The 15074-nt window shown below is 69.2% G+C and carries 16 protein-coding genes; 5 read left to right on the top strand and 11 right to left on the bottom strand.

The genetic code is table 11. From position 1 onward, the window contains the following. Window positions 1-39 precede the first annotated feature (39 nt). Entirely contained in the window at window positions 40-1110 is a 1071-nt protein-coding gene (locus EV665_RS14560; protein ID WP_133034619.1) for a threonine aldolase family protein, read from the top strand. Window positions 1111-1191: 81 nt separating this feature from the next. Here the strand turns inward: EV665_RS14560 and EV665_RS14555 are convergent, their stop codons facing one another. The 9 genes from EV665_RS14555 to EV665_RS14515 all read right to left on the bottom strand — a co-directional run bounded on the left by EV665_RS14555 (window position 1192) and on the right by EV665_RS14515 (window position 9453). Then, a complete protein-coding gene (locus EV665_RS14555; RefSeq protein WP_133034618.1) occupies window positions 1192-1614 on the bottom strand; it encodes a cupin domain-containing protein in 423 nt (140 codons plus the stop codon). After that, window positions 1611-2396, bottom strand: coding sequence for a hydroxypyruvate isomerase family protein (locus EV665_RS14550; RefSeq protein ID WP_133034617.1), 786 nt, complete (start codon window positions 2394-2396; stop codon window positions 1611-1613). The genes EV665_RS14555 and EV665_RS14550 overlap by 4 nt, the downstream gene beginning before the upstream one ends. Beyond that, window positions 2396-3475, bottom strand: a complete 1080-nt coding sequence (locus EV665_RS14545; RefSeq protein ID WP_133034616.1) for an Ldh family oxidoreductase — start codon at window positions 3473-3475, stop codon at window positions 2396-2398. The genes EV665_RS14550 and EV665_RS14545 overlap by 1 nt, the downstream gene beginning before the upstream one ends. An 82-nt stretch (window positions 3476-3557) precedes the next feature. Next, entirely contained in the window at window positions 3558-5075 is a 1518-nt protein-coding gene (locus EV665_RS14540) for a tripartite tricarboxylate transporter permease (protein WP_064333579.1), read from the bottom strand. 1 nt (window position 5076) lies between these two features. Beyond that, window positions 5077-5550, bottom strand: coding sequence for a tripartite tricarboxylate transporter TctB family protein (locus EV665_RS14535; RefSeq protein WP_210234636.1), 474 nt, complete (start codon window positions 5548-5550; stop codon window positions 5077-5079). A 30-nt stretch (window positions 5551-5580) separates the two neighbouring features. Continuing rightward, complete coding sequence (locus EV665_RS14530; RefSeq protein ID WP_133034615.1) at window positions 5581-6534, bottom strand: tripartite tricarboxylate transporter substrate binding protein; 954 nt, start codon at window positions 6532-6534, stop codon at window positions 5581-5583. A gap of 348 nt (window positions 6535-6882) precedes the next feature. Next, window positions 6883-7185 (bottom strand): DUF4387 family protein, encoded by a 303-nt coding sequence (locus tag EV665_RS14525; RefSeq protein WP_064333581.1) that lies wholly within the window; start codon window positions 7183-7185, stop codon window positions 6883-6885. Further along, window positions 7178-8536 carry an acyclic terpene utilization AtuA family protein gene (locus EV665_RS14520; protein ID WP_133034614.1) on the bottom strand — a complete coding sequence of 453 codons (1359 nt, stop codon included), beginning with the start codon at window positions 8534-8536 and terminating at the stop codon, window positions 7178-7180. Before EV665_RS14520 ends, EV665_RS14525 begins: the two co-directional genes overlap by 8 nt. After that, window positions 8533-9453, bottom strand: coding sequence for a GntR family transcriptional regulator (locus tag EV665_RS14515; protein ID WP_133034613.1), 921 nt, complete (start codon window positions 9451-9453; stop codon window positions 8533-8535). The genes EV665_RS14520 and EV665_RS14515 overlap by 4 nt, the downstream gene beginning before the upstream one ends. Before the next feature lie 208 nt (window positions 9454-9661). On the opposite strand from EV665_RS14515, the gene EV665_RS14510 reads away from it, so the two are divergent. The 3 genes from EV665_RS14510 to EV665_RS14500 all read left to right on the top strand — a co-directional run bounded on the left by EV665_RS14510 (window position 9662) and on the right by EV665_RS14500 (window position 12754). Continuing rightward, on the top strand, window positions 9662-10534 hold the full coding sequence (locus tag EV665_RS14510) for a GntR family transcriptional regulator (RefSeq protein WP_133034612.1): 873 nt from the start codon (window positions 9662-9664) through the stop codon (window positions 10532-10534). A gap of 153 nt (window positions 10535-10687) precedes the next feature. Next, window positions 10688-11320 carry an RBBP9/YdeN family alpha/beta hydrolase gene (locus tag EV665_RS14505; RefSeq protein WP_084438576.1) on the top strand — a complete coding sequence of 211 codons (633 nt, stop codon included), beginning with the start codon at window positions 10688-10690 and terminating at the stop codon, window positions 11318-11320. A gap of 9 nt (window positions 11321-11329) precedes the next feature. Next, window positions 11330-12754 carry an FAD/NAD(P)-binding protein gene (locus tag EV665_RS14500; RefSeq protein ID WP_133034611.1) on the top strand — a complete coding sequence of 475 codons (1425 nt, stop codon included), beginning with the start codon at window positions 11330-11332 and terminating at the stop codon, window positions 12752-12754. A gap of 169 nt (window positions 12755-12923) precedes the next feature. Here the strand turns inward: EV665_RS14500 and EV665_RS14495 are convergent, their stop codons facing one another. Both EV665_RS14495 and EV665_RS14490 read right to left on the bottom strand, forming a co-directional pair. Next, window positions 12924-14204, bottom strand: a complete 1281-nt coding sequence (locus EV665_RS14495; protein WP_133034610.1) for a type II toxin-antitoxin system HipA family toxin — start codon at window positions 14202-14204, stop codon at window positions 12924-12926. Further along, window positions 14204-14545, bottom strand: coding sequence for a helix-turn-helix domain-containing protein (locus EV665_RS14490; RefSeq protein ID WP_133034609.1), 342 nt, complete (start codon window positions 14543-14545; stop codon window positions 14204-14206). Before EV665_RS14490 ends, EV665_RS14495 begins: the two co-directional genes overlap by 1 nt. Between EV665_RS14490 and EV665_RS14485 the strand changes: the two genes are divergently transcribed. After that, the gene (locus EV665_RS14485; RefSeq protein ID WP_133034608.1) at window positions 14544-14744 is read left to right on the top strand and encodes a hypothetical protein; all 201 of its coding nucleotides are present in this window, start codon (window positions 14544-14546) and stop codon (window positions 14742-14744) included. The genes EV665_RS14490 and EV665_RS14485 overlap by 2 nt on opposite strands. The last annotated feature ends 330 nt before the right edge of the window (window positions 14745-15074 follow it).

Raw genomic sequence — 15074 nt, 5'->3', positions numbered from 1 at the left:
TCCCGGCCGGTTTCCAACACCGGAAGGACCGAGCTGACAATGCCCCGCCTCATCGATCTTGCCGCCGACACCGCGACGCGCCCCTCCAAGGGCATGCGCCAGGCCATCGCGGCGGCGCCCGTGGGCGACGAGCAGCGGGGCGAGGACCCGACGACGCTGGCGCTGGAGGCGCGGGTGGCCGGGCTTCTCGGGCAGGAGAAGGCGCTGTTCCTGCCCTCCGGGACGATGGCGAACCAGATCGCCTTCCTCGTCCATTGCCGGGCGGGGGACGAGATCGTCTGCGCGGAGAACGCCCATGTCTTCGGCTCGGAGGGGGCGGGGGCGGCCGCGCTTTCCGGCGCGCAGTTCCGGCCGATCGAGACGGCGACGGGCCTCTTTTCCGTGGAGGACGTCGCCCGCCGGCTGCGGGCGCCGCGCCACCGTTCGCCGCGCAGCCGGGTCATCGCCATCGAGCAGACCACCAACCGCGGCGGCGGGCGCATCTGGCCCGAGGCGGATATCCTCGCGCTGAAGGCGCTGGCGCAGGAGAAGGGGCTTGCGCTGCACATGGACGGCGCGCGGCTGCTCAACGCCGCTGTCGCCACCGGCCTTGCGGCGGCGCGCTTCGCCGCGCCCTGCGACAGCGTCTGGATCGACCTTTCCAAGGGACTGGGATGCCCGGTCGGCGCTGTGCTGGCGGGGCCGGAGGCCTTCATCGAGGAAGCGCTGGTCTGGAAGCACCGGCTCGGCGGGGCGATGCGGCAGTCCGGCATCCTCGCCGCCGCGGGGCTCTATGCGCTCGACCACAATGTCGCGCGCCTGGCGGAGGACCATGCCAATGCCCGGCGGCTCGCGGCGCTGCTCGGCGCGGTGCCCGGCCTTGCCCTGCAGCCGGGGGGCGCCGTCACCAACATCCTCTTTCTCGACCTTTCCGGAACGGGCGTCCCCGCGCGCGCCTTGGCCGAGGCGCTGCTCGGCGAGGCGGTCCGCGTCAATGTCGAGGGCGAGAGCCGCATCCGCATGGTCACCCATCTCGACATTTCAGCCGGGGACGTGGAGGCCGCCGGGCGGGCGATCGTCGCAGCGCTGGCGCGGCTGCGGGCCGATCCGCAAGGTCATGCCGTCCCATAGAAAAAGGCTGCGCACCATGCCCCGCCCGTCAGAGAGCCACGGCCGCCGAACGGGTGGCGACCGGCGGCAGGGGTTTCTCCGTCATTTCGGTGCGTGGCCGTGTTCGGCGTCGATCGACCGGCTTTCGCCTGTCGCGACCATGGTGCGGGTGGCATCGACCGTGGCATAGGTCCAGAAGATGCGCATCGGCTTGTCCGACGCGTTGATGAAACGGTGCGGCACGTTGGCGGGGATCCAGGTCGTGTCGTTGGTGGCGAGATGGTGCTCGACACCGTCGATCTCGGCGATCGCTTCGCCCTCGATCACCATGACGCTTTCCTCGCAATTGTGGAAATGCAGACCGATGGCGGCGCCGGGATCGAAGGCGGTGATGCCGTTGATCATGCTGGTGGAGCCGCAGCGGCGGGTGACGAGCGGCGTGGTGCGCGCGCCGCCGCCGCGGTCGTTGGTCTTCATTTCGTGCGGGCGCAGGATGGCGGGGTTGACGGAGGTGACGGCGGTCATGGCGAAGCCTTTTCGGAAAGGAGCCGCTTCCAGCCGGGCAGGAAGGCGGCGCTGGCGGATGTCGCGGCGGAGGGGATGTATTCGAAGCCGATGGCGCCGGTGTAGCCCGCTGCCGTGAGGGCGGCGAGGATGGGTTCAAAGGCGAGCGTGCCGGTTCCCGGCTCGTGGCGGCCGGGATGGTCGGCGATATGGACATGGCCGATGCGGCCGGCATTCCGCGTGATCCAGCGGCGCGGGTCCTCGCCCAGCACGGCGGCGTGGTAGGTGTCGAACAAGAGGGCGAAACGGCCGTGGAACTGGTCCTGCAGGTCCGCCGCAAGGGCAAGGCTGCCCATGTGGTAGCCGGGAATGGTGATCGCCTCGACGAGCACCCGCACGCCGCTGCCCTCAACGCGGTTCAGCGCCCAGGAGAGGTTCAGCCGGTAGGTCTCGGCCGCATCCAGGACGCCGCCCTTCGGCACGCCCGCCATGGGGTGGACGAAGGGGCAGCCGACCTCCCGCGCATAGGCGAGCGCGCGGTCGAAGCCGGCGCGGAATTCCGCCTCGCGGCCGGCAAGCGCGGCAAGGCCCTTCTCGCCCTTCGCCGCATCGCCCATGCCCGAGGTGACCTGCGAGAAGGCAAGGCCGAGATCGGCAAGGCGGGCGCGCATCTCCTTCGCCGGTACGGCCCAGGGCTCGGGATGCTCGACGGCGGTGAAGCCGTCGCGCGCCGCCGCCGCCGGCCGCTCGGCAAGCGGCAGGTCTGCGTAGAGATAGCCGATATGGGCGGAGAGGCGGTTCATCAGGCCGCCTCGAACGGGGCTGCGCTGCCTTCCGGCACGGCGATGCCGGCGACCGCGCCCTCGGCGGCAAGGTCCGCGACGACATTGCCGGTGACGGGGATGCCGGCACGGCGGCGCTCGTCCTCGCGGCGCTGCTCCGGTTCGCCCGGCATCATGATCTCGTCGACGCCGGCGGCGCGCGGCAGCCGCTTGATGCGCTCGTAGAATTCATCCATCCGGGCGCCGAAATCGTCCAGCGAGAGGAAGAGGTCGGGCTTGATGGCGAAGAACAGGTGGCCGACATTCTGCGGCTCGGAATGGTCGAAATAGAGGCTCTTCACATCGCCGCCGAAATTCGCGCCGGTGAGGACGCCGGACATCAGGTCCATCAGCGTCGCCAGCACCGAGCCCTTGACGCCGCCGAAAGGCAGGCAGACGCCCTCGAAGGCCTTGGCGGCGTCCGTGGTGGGGTTGCCGTCGACATCGAGCGCCAGGCCCTCGGCTATCGGATCGCCCTTCATGGCGGCAAGGCGGATTTTTCCCCGCGCGATCACCGTCATCGCCATGTCCATGACATAGGGCGGGTGCCTGCCGCCGGGGATGCCGGCGGCGATGGGGCTTGCGCCGAGGAAGGTGGTGCGCCCGCCCCACATCGGAATGGCGGGCGAGGAATTGGTGAAGATCATCGAGATGAAGCCGCGCTCGATGGCGCGCAGCGCATAACACGCCCCCATGCCGAAATGCGTGGAGCGGCGGACGCCGGCAAGGCCGATGCCCATCTCGCCGGCAATGTCGCAGGCGGCGTTCATGGCGATGTTCGAGGCGATGAAGCCCATGCCGTTGTCGCCGTCGACCGCGGCGACGGCGCCGGCCGCCTTCGTCACCTTCACCTCGGGACGCGGATTGACGAGGCCGCGCTTCAGCCGCTCCAGATACATCGGGATGCGGCTGACGCCGTGGCTGTCGACGCCGCGCAGGTTCGCCTTGACGAGGTCGCCCGCGATCAGCGCCGCGTCCGCTTCGCTCATGCCCACGGAGAGGAACAGGGCTTTGGCGTATCGGGCCAGGTCTTCGGCTCGGAAATAAAGCGTTTCGGCCATTTTGGGCTCCCGGAGGATTGCGTCCGCCCGCCCGGCCGCAGGGAGGCGGCCGGTCAGGCATCGGCGTGGATGGTGGGCGGCGTCAGACGCCGGCGGTTTCGTCGGGCATGTCGATCTTGCGGGTGCGCCGCCATTGAAGCAGCGCCGGCACGATGAGGATCAGGGCGGAGACGGCGACCAGCACGGCCGAGAGCGGGGTGGAGACGAAGACCATCGGATCCCCCTGCCCCACGGCGAGCGCGCGGCGCATCTGCACCTCCGCCATCGGCCCGAGGATGAGGCCGATCAGCACCGGGGCGATCGGGAAGTCGTAGACGCGCATCGTGTAGCCGAGCACGCCGACGCCGGCCATCATGGCAAGGTCCACCCAGGAGTTCGACACGCCCCAGATGCCGACCAGCGAGAAGATCAGGATGCCGGCATAGAGATAGGGCCGCGGGATGAAGAGCAGCCGCACCCACAGCCCCGCCAGCGGCAGGTTGAGGACGAGCAGCATCAGATTGCCGACATAGAGCGAGGCGATGAGGCCCCAGACGAGATCGGCGGAGTTGATGAACAGCAGCGGCCCCGGCTGCAGCCCGTAGTTCTGGAAGGCGGCGAGCAGGATCGCGGCGGTGGCCGAGGTCGGCAGGCCGAGCGTCAGCAGCGGCACCAGGATGCCGGCGGCGGCGGCGTTGTTCGCAGCCTCTGGGCCGGCCACGCCCTCGATGGCGCCATGGCCGAACTCCTCCGGATGCTTGGTCAGGCTGCGCTCGACCGTGTAGGACAGGAAGGTCGGGATTTCCGCGCCGCCGGCCGGCAGCGCGCCGATGGGAAAGCCGAAGAGGGTGCCGCGCAGCCACGGCTTCCAGGAACGTTTCCAGTCCTCCTTCGTCATCCAGATGCCACCGGCCAGCGGATTGAGGTTGGGTTTCTGGAAGCCGAAGCGGCTGGCGACATAGAGCGTCTCGCCGATGGCGAAGAGCGAGACGAGCACGACCGTCATCTCGACGCCGTCCATGAGGTCCGGCACGCCGAAGGTCAGCCTTTGCAGGCCGGTCTGCTTGTCGATGCCGACGACGCCGAGCGACAGGCCGAGGAAGAGCGCGATGAAGCCGCGCACCTTGGAGGTCCCCATCACCACGGAGACGGAGAGGAAGGCGAGCAGCATCAGGGCGAAATAGTCCTGCGGCTTGAAGATGAAGGCGAGCTCGGCGATGGGCGGGGCGAGGAAGGTGATGCCGAGCGTGCCGATGGTGCCGGCGACGAAGGAGCCGATCGCGGCCGTGCAGAGCGCTGCCGCGCCGCGGCCCTGGCGGGCCATCTTGTTGCCTTCCAGCGCGGTCATCATCGCGCCGCTCTCGCCGGGCGTGTTGAGCAGGATCGAGGTGGTCGAGCCGCCATACATGGCGCCGTACAGGATGCCGGCGAACATGATGAAGGCCGCCGTCGGTTCGATATAGACGGTGACGGGCAGGAGCAGCGCGATGGTCAGCGCCGGGCCGATGCCGGGCAGCACGCCGATGGCGGTGCCCATGAAGGTGCCGACGAAGGCCCAGAACAGGTTCTGCGGCTGCAGGGCGACGGAAAAACCGTTCATCAGGCCGGTGATCGCATCCATCCTACACCCCCATCATCGGAAGAAGACCGCCGAGCTGGACGCCCAGCCTGCGGAAGAGCCACCAGCACAGCAGCGAGAAGCCGAGGCCGAGCACCAGGTCGAGATGCCAGCGGCGCGACTTGAAGGCCGCCGCAACCAGTACGAAACAGCCGGTGCAGGTGATGACGAAGCCGAGCGGCTTCATCGTCAGCATCGGCAGGGCGCTGGCGGCCGCGGCAAGGCCGAGCGCCATGTAGTTGACCTTGTGGTCCTCGCCCACGTCCTCGGCGCCCTGTTCCTCGAACGGAACGCCCCGGTAGATTTGCAGTGCCAGCAGCAGGCCCAGGACGACCAGGCCGAGCCCGACGGCCGAGGGCATGAAGCCCGGGCCGACATGGGCGTACTGGTCGAACTGGGGCAGTTCCGCGGCCTTCCAGAAAACGATGGCTCCCCAGCCGACCGTTCCCGCCGCAAGCCAATAGGGGCGTTCCGTCATGTCAGACATCCTTTCGAGAAGCGCGGCGGCTTATTTGGTGAGGCCGGCTTCCTTCAGGATTTCGCCGATGCGGGTCTTCTCGTCGTTCAGGAAGGCGACGAAATCATCCCCGGCGAGGTAGGCGTCTTCCCAGCCCTGCTTGACCAGGATGTCCTTCCAGGCAGCGCTGTCGTGCATCTTGGCGAAGCGGTCGAGCCACATGGTGCGGCCCTCCGCCGACATGTCGGGCGCGCCGACGATGCCGCGCCAGTTGCCGACGACCACGTTGAGGCCCGCTTCCTTCAGGCTCGGCGCGTCGATGCCCTCGACGCGGCCCTCGGAGGTGACGGCGATGATGCGGATGCGGCCGGCATCGGCCATCGGCTTGAATTCCGAGACGCCCGAGACGGCGACCGACACGGCACCGCCGCCGAGCGCGGTCACGGCTTCCGCACCGCTGTCATAGGGGATGTAGTTCAGCCTGGCCGGCTCCAGGCCGCTCTCCTTGGCGATCAGCGCCATCACGATATGGTCGACGCCGCCGGCCGAGCCGCCGCCGATCGACACGGCACCGAGGTTCTCCTTCATCGCGTTGACGAGGTCATCCACCGTCTTGATCGGGGAATCGGTCGCGACAGCGACGACGCCCGTATCGTTGGTGAGGCGCACCAGCGGCGTCACGTCGTCGAGCGTGACAGGCGAGGAGTTGAGCAGGATGCCCCCGACCAGGATGACGCCCATCGACATGACGGCATTGTCGTTGCCGCGGTTCGCGCCGATGAACTCCGCAAGGCCGATCGTGCCGCCGGCGCCGCCCTTGTTGGTGAAGGTCGCGCCGTCGGTGAAGATGCCCTCCTTCGACATGGCCTCGAACGGCAGGCGCGCCATGGCGTCATAGCCGCCGCCGGCACCGCCCGGCGCCATCACCACGGCCGGATCGGCAAGGGCCGGCGCTGCGGCCGAAAGCGAAAACGCCAATGCTGCGGCAAAAACTGCTTTGATCATAATTTCCTCCCAAAAAGTCCGGGCCGAAAGCCCCGATGCTGCCAGACCCGGCAACACAGACACCGACCTCCTTGCCGTTGTCTTAATATTACATTTACGACAATGCGATCGATTGCGCAACACCCGTGTTGCCGGGAGGACATGGAGCGAAGAAGAGACAAGGGCGCTCAAGGGCGCTCGCTCCGATCTCCCCCGCAAGGCAGGACAACCGCATGAGGAAACGGTCGGTCGCCCCATCCCCTTCTCCCCGTTGAGGGGAGAAGGGAAGAACGGCAACCTCGACCTGCAAACAAAACGCCCCCTGCCGGGGCAGAGGGCGTTGAAAAGAAACGGCGCGCAACAGGCCGCTCAGTCGATCTGCAGTTCTTCCAGCAGGCAGGCCCAGCCGGCGCCGTGCATGTCGCGGTCGGCGCGGGTGCCCTGGACGACGGGACGCGGTACGGAGAACTTCACCACGTTGAGCGCGGGAATGTCGAAGCGCTTGAGCAATTGCTGCTCGACGCCGAAGAGCCGCGCCACCGTGGCGTCCTTCAGCCCGTCGCGCACCCGGGCATAGGTTGCCGGGTCGTCGCAGAAGACATCGACCGTCAGCCAGAACGGCCCGGCATTCTTGGAGCGGACCTTGCTGACGAGGCTTCCCAGTTCAGGCATGTCCCACCTCGTGGGTTTCGAGCACGAAGGCGGCGAGCGGGTCGTCCAGCTCCATCACATGGTTCAGGCAGAACTCGTAGAGCGCGCCGCGCTGCATTTCGGCGGGCGAGAAGGGAAAGGCGAAGGTCGGCATCGGCTCGTCCTCGGTCAGGGGATGGTGCAGGAGATAGGGGTTGAGGATCTTGCCGGCCTCGGCCGCCTGCTCGGCGGTCGGGCAGGTGAGGATGCCGAGAATGCCGACCTCGACGGGAATGTCGTGGCGGTTCTCCAGCGCGCCGAGCGTCGCATCCATGCCGATCAGCCGGATCTCGACGCTGAAGGCATCGGGGGCAAGGCCCATGCGGGCGACGATCTTGTCGCGCACCCTGGCCTCGATATCCGCCGCCCATTCGCGCACATGCTCGACATAGCGGCGCTCGCGGACAACGGCGAGACCGACCGTCTGGTAGCCGACGATGCGGGCGCCCTCCAGCTTGACCGTGTAGCGCCCCGGCACCCATTTCGAGCCCTCGACGCGCACCCGGCGCCCGTCGAGCGCTTCGTATTCCGACCGCGTCACGTCGAGATGGCCGCCCGGCTCGTGCAGGATGAAGGGGTCGGAGTTCTCATAGAGCATGTGGGCCGAGACGGTGTAGGGCGTCGCGGCGGCGTCCGACGCCATCGGCTCGATGGTGAAGCCCGAGGCGTCGAAGTCGATCTGGATCACGCCGGAATTCGGCTGCGTGGTGGCGAGCGCCCCGCATTCGCCGACCTTGGCGCCATGCCAGGCGGCACCGGTATGGTCGCCGCGCACGACTGGCAGGGCCGCGATGATGGCGGTGTCCGTGGTGCGGCCGGCGATGACGATGTCCGCCCCGGTGGCGAGCGCTGCCGCCACCTGCTCGACGCCGGCCAGCGCGACGATGTTGGTGCAGTCGTCGACGATGGCCTCGTTGATGTCGGGCGCCGCGGGCAGCGCGTGCAGGCGGCCCTCGCCGAGCGCGGTCTTCACCCGTTCCTTCGGCTGGCCGGATTTCAGCGTGGCGACCTTGACCTGCATGCCCTCCTCCAGGGCGATCTCGCGGGTGATGTCGAACAGCCAGTCCACCGCCGCATCGGCGCCGCAGGTGCCGGCGGTGCCGATGACGAGCGGCACGCCGGCCTTGGCCCGCGCCTGCATCAATTCGCGCCACTCCACCTTGGTCGAGGCGCGCGAATATTTCGAGACGCCGCGCCCGAGATAAGACGGGCCGCTGTCCGTCGATCCGCCGTCGATGGCGATGATGTCGGGCTGGTTGGCGACGCCGCGCTCCAGCGCCGCGCGGTCATAGCCCAGTCCCAGCGCGCCTGCGGGTATAAGTACGCGTGTCATGTGTCACCTCCCTTGCTCGGCCCGCCAGCGGGGCCACCGGAAAACATTTCGGCGCGGGCTTTGCGCAGCTTGGCCTTGCCGAGGTGGTCGTGCATCAGGTCCGCCGCCCGGCCGGTATCGCCGGCATCCAGCGCGTCGAGAATGGCGAGGTGCTCGGCATTCTGGTCGCGCACCTGCTCGGCATTCAGCGTCTGGCGGTATTCGATCAGGCGGCGGAGCTGGTTGAGCTTCTGCACCGTGTTGACCAGGAAACGGTTGCCGGAGAGCGCGGCGAGCCCCTCGTGGAAGGCCGAATTCGCCTCGAACAGCTCCATCTGGCTCAGCCGCCGCCAGCCGCCGCCGGCGACGATCTCCTGTCGGCGGCGCAGGTCCGCGAGGATCACGGGATCGGCCCGGAACGCGGGCGAGCGGATGCCGTGCACCTCGATCGCCTGGCGCAGGTCGTAACATTCGCGGTAGGCCTCGACGGAATCGATCAGCACCGCAAAGGTCCAGCCCCGCCCCTCGTTGCGCTCGATCCAGCCCTCGCCGGAAATGCGCGTCAGGATGCGCCGCAGCCCAAGCCGCGACACGCCATAGCGCCGCATCAGGTCTGTCTCGCTGACCCGGTCCGGCAGGCGGCGCGACAGGCGGTCGTCGGCGATGCGCAGATAGGTCGCCTCGTCCGACGTCTCGTTGGCTGCCGGCAGCGGATCGGCGGCGATGCGGTCGGGATCGCGCAGGTAGAAGCCCTTGTTCGGCACCCGCTCGACAATGCCCTGGTCGGCGAGGATGCCGAGCGCCGAGCGGATCGGCTGGCGCGATGTGCCGAACAGGGACTGGAGGCTGGCTTCCGTCAGGTGCTGTCCCCGTTCCATGGCCGATGTCCTGATATGGCGGACGATCTTGTCCGCCAGCGAGCGATGAAGTTCGTTCATGATCGACCCCTGGATGGTATTAAGCGCGTATATACGACAATCCTGGGGCAATCAATCTGACCCGCCGTTCTCCCCGGCACGCCCTCCTGGTGTTTTGAAATGACAAAAGTCCAATAGTCTGAATCCTGGTATTATGCAAGTACAAAGGACCGGTGCTTGGCGAAGCCTGCGGAACATGCGACAAGGCCCAAGCCATGCAGGAGCGCCCATGACCCCGATACGCAGCACGCTTGCCCATGAGATCGCCCGGCTCGTGCACGCCGAGCGGCTGGCGCCCGGCGAGCCCCTGACCGAGCGCAGGCTTGCGGAACGCTTCCTCGTCTCGCGCTCGCCGATCCGCACGGCGCTGCGCGAATTGCAGCGCGCCGGCGTGCTGGCGGCGGCCGAGCGCGGCGGCTTCAAGGTGGCCGACCCCTTGGCCGCGAAGGCGCTGGCTGCCAGCACACCGGTGCTTGACGGCGGCGAGGAGGTCTATCTCGCCATCGCCCGCGACCGGCTGGCCGGCGCGATCCCCGACCGGATGAGCGAAAACGAGCTCCTGCGCCGCTACGGCATCACCCGCCCGCGCCTGCAGGCCCTGCTCCGGCGCATGTCGGAGGAGGGCTGGGCGGAGCGGCTGCCGGGGCACGGCTGGCGCTTCCTGCCGGTGCTGACCTCGATGGAGACCTACCGGCAGAGCTACAGCTTCCGCCAGGCCATCGAGCCGGCCGCGCTGCTGGAGCCGGGCTTCACGCTCGACCGGCCCGTGCTGGAGCGGCATCTCGAACAGCAGCACCGTTTCGTGGCGGGGGAGATCCTGGAGATCTCGGCCGTGCGCCTGTTCGAGACGAACAGCGAGATGCACGAGGCGATCGCCGAATGCAGCCGCAACGCCTTCTTCATCGAAAGCCTGAGGCGCGTCGACCGGCTGCGCCGGCTCATCGAATATCAGCAGCGGGTGGACCGCGAACAGGCCCGCCAGCGCTGCGCAGAACATGTGCACATCCTCGAACTGGTGCTGGACGGCCGGAATGCCGAGGCCGCCGAGGCGATGCGCAAGCACCTGAGCGCGCTCGGCCCGCTGAAGGCGCCGTCGCCCTGAACCGGCGCGGGCCGGGCACGGCCCCGGCGGGATGCGAAAAGGCTTTTCCGAAATTAGTCCATATAAAAGATAGAATTTCTATACTCGCAGGGCAAACGCGCTATCCTCCCCGGTATCGATGCCGCAGGGCATCCCGATATGCTGGAGGCCGTCATGCCGTCGCTCGATATTCCCGTCGATACGCTCATCCTGCCGGGTCTCAACGGCTCGCCGGATGCGCATTGGCAGCGCCACTGGGCGCGCGACAACCTGGAAAGCCGCGTCGTCGAGCAGCACGACTGGTCCTGCCCGGAGCAGGGGGACTGGCTCGTCCGGCTGGAACGGGTGGTGGAGATGGTGGGCAACGACGTCTGGCTGGTCGGCCACAGCCTCGGTTGCCTGCTGGCGGCGCATTTCGCCGAAAGCCGGCTGGCCGGCCGCATCCGCGGCGCGCTGCTGGTGGCGCCCTGCGACCTGGAGACGACCGAGGCGCTGCATCCCTGCATCATCCGGTTCGGCGCCATGCCGGCGCGGCCGCTGCCCTTTCCCTCCCTCGTCGTCGGCAGCCTCAACGATCCCTACATGCCGGCCGAGCGGCTGCGCCAGACGGCGCGTGCCTGGGGCAGCGATCTCGTCGATATCGGCCATGCCGGACATATCAACGTCGCCAGCGGCTTTGGCCGGTGGACGGCTGGCTACGATTTCCTCGATCTCCTGAAGACGCGGGCGGCCGGCGCGGGCCGCGCGCCGTCCCGCCTGCCATCCCGCATCCCTTCTCCCGGGGCGTCCCCCGCGGCTCTTCACTGAAAGGCGCGCATGAGCACCTCATCCTTCCTTCCGGTCGTCGCGATCGTCGGCGGCGGCTTCAGCGGGGCGGCCGTCGCCTATCACCTGGCACGGTCGCTGCCGGCGCATGCGGCGCGCATCGTCGTCTTCGAACCCCGCGCCCGGCTCGGCGGCGGCCTTGCCTATGACACGGACGAGCCGGTGAACCGCATCAACGTGCCGGCCGCGCGCATGTCGCTGTTGCCCGACGACGGCGAGCATTTCGCCCGCTGGCTGCGGGCGACCGGCTATCTTGCGACGGATCCGGGGGCGGAGACGGCGGATGGCCACGTCTTCACCCGCCGCTCGGCCTTCGGCCGCTATGTCGCCAACGAGCTCGCGCCGCTCCTTCGCAGCGGGGCGGTGGAGCACCACCGCGGCCGCGTTGCCGCGATCACCCGGCAGGAGGGCGGCGACTGGCGCATCGCGACCGCGGAGGGGACGGTGCTCTTCGCCGACACCGTCGTCATCGCCACGACCCATCCGGCTCCGCGCGCCCCCGCGGTGCTCGAGCGCGCCCTTGCCGGGCATCCCGGTTACATCCCCGATGCCACCGTGCCCGGCGCCCTCAGGCACATCGGCGCGCTCGACCGGGTCCTCGTCGTCGGCGCGGGTCTCACGGCGGCCGATGTGATCGCCGCGCTCGATGCCCGCGGGCATCGCGGCCTCATCACCGCCGTCTCGCGCCGGGGCCTGCGCGCCCGCGGCCACGACCTTGCCGCGCCGGCGCCGTTCGGCAGCTTCACCGCGCCGCCCGCCCGCTCGGCGCGCGCCCTGCTCCGGCGCATCCGCCAGACGGTCGCCGAGGCGGGGGCGCAGGGCATCGGCTGGCATGCGGTCCTCGACCGGGTGCGGGCGGAGGGCGGCGCGATCTGGCGCGCGCTGTCGCTCGTCGAGCGCCGGCGGCTCCTGCGCTTCCTTCGGCCCTATTGGGATGCCCATCGCTTCCGCATCGCCCCGCAGGTGGAGGCGGTGCTGGAGCAGCGCCTTGCCGAGGGCACGCTTGCCTTCCGCGCCGCCTCGATCGCGGCGGCGCATGACGGGACGGGCGGCCTTGCCGTGCGCCTGCGCCTGCGGCAAGGCCGGGGCCTCGAAGACGGCCGTTTCGATGCCGTGGTGGTGACGACGGGGCCGGGCCACGAGACGGTGCTGGAAAGCCAGCCCTTCCTCTCTGGCCTTGCTGCCGCCGGCCATGTCCAGGCGGATCCGGCGGGCCTCGGCCTGTTGGTCGATGAACAGAGCCGCACCATCGCCGCCGACGGGCGGCCGTCCGGCACGCTCCTTGTCGCCGGCCCGCTGGCACGCGGCACGTTCGGCGAGCTGATGGGCCTGCCGCAGGTGACGGACCACGCCGTCCTCGTCGCCCGCGAGATCGCCGCCAGCCTCCCCGCCGCGCAGGTGCGCGCCCACGGCTGAACATGCCCTTCCCTGCCGTGATTGTCTTTCCGGCAGGGAGAAGGAGAGCGGGGCGGGTTCCAGGATCCATTTACAGCAGGCAACGGCCTGGGGGCGCGCCTCCAGCCTCGATGCCTCCGAAACATCCCATGAACGGCCGGAACCAGCGCTTGAAAACGCCGTACGGGGGCTAGCCCCGCGCCTCCTGCACCAGCGCCAGCGTCTCGAGCCGCGCGGTCAGGCGCTCCGCCTGCACGGCGCCGAGGTGCTCGCGGAGCGCTGCGGGCCAGAGACCGAGCGCCGTCAGCACGGTGTCGCGCACCTCCCGCTCGATCCAGTCCGGATCGAGCCCGAGAAAATCCGCGACGCGGCGGAAGCGACGCAGGGTGACGGCGGAAAAGCCGTGGGTGCCGACGAAGCGCAGCGCCAGCTGGTCGGCGGGGGCGAAGAGCACGGTCGGCACGATGTCGTAGGCCGGCGACAGGCGCACCGCCCCGCCCCCCGGAAACAGGAAGGACCAGTTCTTCAGGTGGTTGTCGCCATTGCCGACGAGCACGTCGGCGACGATGCGGCGGATACCCTCCAGCACGTCGGCGCGCCAGTCGGTGCTGAAGCGGCGGATCATGTTGAGGATCGTCTCGTAGGTTGCCATCGTGTACTTGCGCTCGCCGACGGCGCCGACCACCTGGCCGGCATCCTCCATATGCAGGCGCCTGCCCTCCTCCGGCCGGTCGAAGCGATCGACGGCAAGCGCCATCGCGCCGCCCGCAAGGAAGCCCGCCGGCAGGCCGTCGATCCGGTCCACCGGCACGAGCCGGCAATCGGCCGTCGCCACGCCGATCATCCGGCAGAGCGTCATGGCGGCGAACTCGGCCTCCGGCAGGCCGGGATAGCGTGCTGCCGGCACCTTGAGGATCGCCCGCCCCTCCCCGCCCCGCGCCGGCACGGTCAGCCGCGCGCCGGCAGGGGCGGCGGAGAATTTCAGCTGCACGCCGGCCAGCGAGAATTTTATCAGCCCCTCCGGCTGTGGCAGGTCGAGCCCGGCGAGCCGTTCGAGGTGGAGGGGGCCGGCGGTCTCGGGCGGTGCCGTCTCGGGCGTCACCAGCACGGCGCCCGGCAGGTCGCCGCCAAGCCGCATCAGGAGGTCGAACTGGTCGTGCCGGCCCGGCCCCATCTCGGCGAGCACGAGATCGCGCAGCGCGCCCTCCGGCAGGAGCCCGGCGAACCAGGGCGGCAGGTGGCCGTTGAGGCCGATCTTGTCGCCGCGGGCGGCAAGCCGGCCGCGCGTCGCCACCTCGTCGCCCGGCACCTGCCAGCCGAGGCTCAGCACCGGCCGCGCCGGATCGCGCAGATAGGCCTCGTCGACGAGGAAGGCCGTCGCTCCCTCCCCGTCGCGCGACAGGATGCCGACCCGCCGGGGCATGCCCGCGGCATCGAGGAGATGCACCCCGAGCACCGCCGCGCGCGCCATCACGCCTCTCCGTCGGCAAGGTCGACGAAGACATCGTCGAAGGCGGTGCCGCCGGGGCTTGTCGCGCCCTCTCCCGAGCCTGTGGGCACCAGCAGCGCCTGCACCGCCGCCAGCCGTTCGGCCGGCACCAGCACGGGGGCAAGGCCCAGCGCGTCGCAGATCTCCAGGAGCAGCGCCAGCCGGTCGCGCCCCAGCCGCCCCTGGATGAGGTCGCGTTCCAGTTCCGAAATGCGCGCCCGATCCCGCCCCAGCCGCGCCGCCAGTGCCGGCTGGGTCAGGTCGCGGCCCTTGCGGGTGCGGCGCAACTGCGCGCCCAGATCTTCTGCGACGGAGGATTTCATGCGGGAAAACGCTCTTTTCTTCAAAACAAGCGGATTTCCGCATAACACGGAATGCCTCGACGAAAAAGCGGAATCCCGCTTTTCCTACCGGGAAGAGCGGGATTCCGCATCTTCCCCGGCGCCTTTTTGCCTGACGGCCAAAAGGATCGCTCCCGACTCACCGCCCACTGCTGACGGCAGTGCTTCACTGCATCGCTGACTCCTTACCGGTTTGCCAGGGATGCCGGAATTGGACGCAATCGCGCAGCCATCCCGACCCGTGTCGGCTTGCCCTGGTCGGCCGCCGCGACGGTCGAACTTCCCATCGCAACGCGCGGCCCGACTGGCCCAAGGCATGCTGGTTTGGCATCCTTGGCACCACACCGCGCGCCATTTGCAATGAGGCTTCGCCGAGTTGACAGCTGGCAACTGAATGATGATCTGTTACCTCCACACCTCCACACCTCCACACCTCCACACCTCCACACCTCCACACCTCCACACCTCCACACCTCCACACCTCCACACCTCCACACCTCCACACCTCCAC

It is taken from the genome of Shinella granuli (genome assembly GCF_004341885.1).
Lineage (GTDB): Bacteria > Pseudomonadota > Alphaproteobacteria > Rhizobiales > Rhizobiaceae > Shinella > Shinella granuli.
Note: the sequence above shows the minus strand (reverse complement) of the source record. Positions and strands in the feature narration are given on the sequence as shown.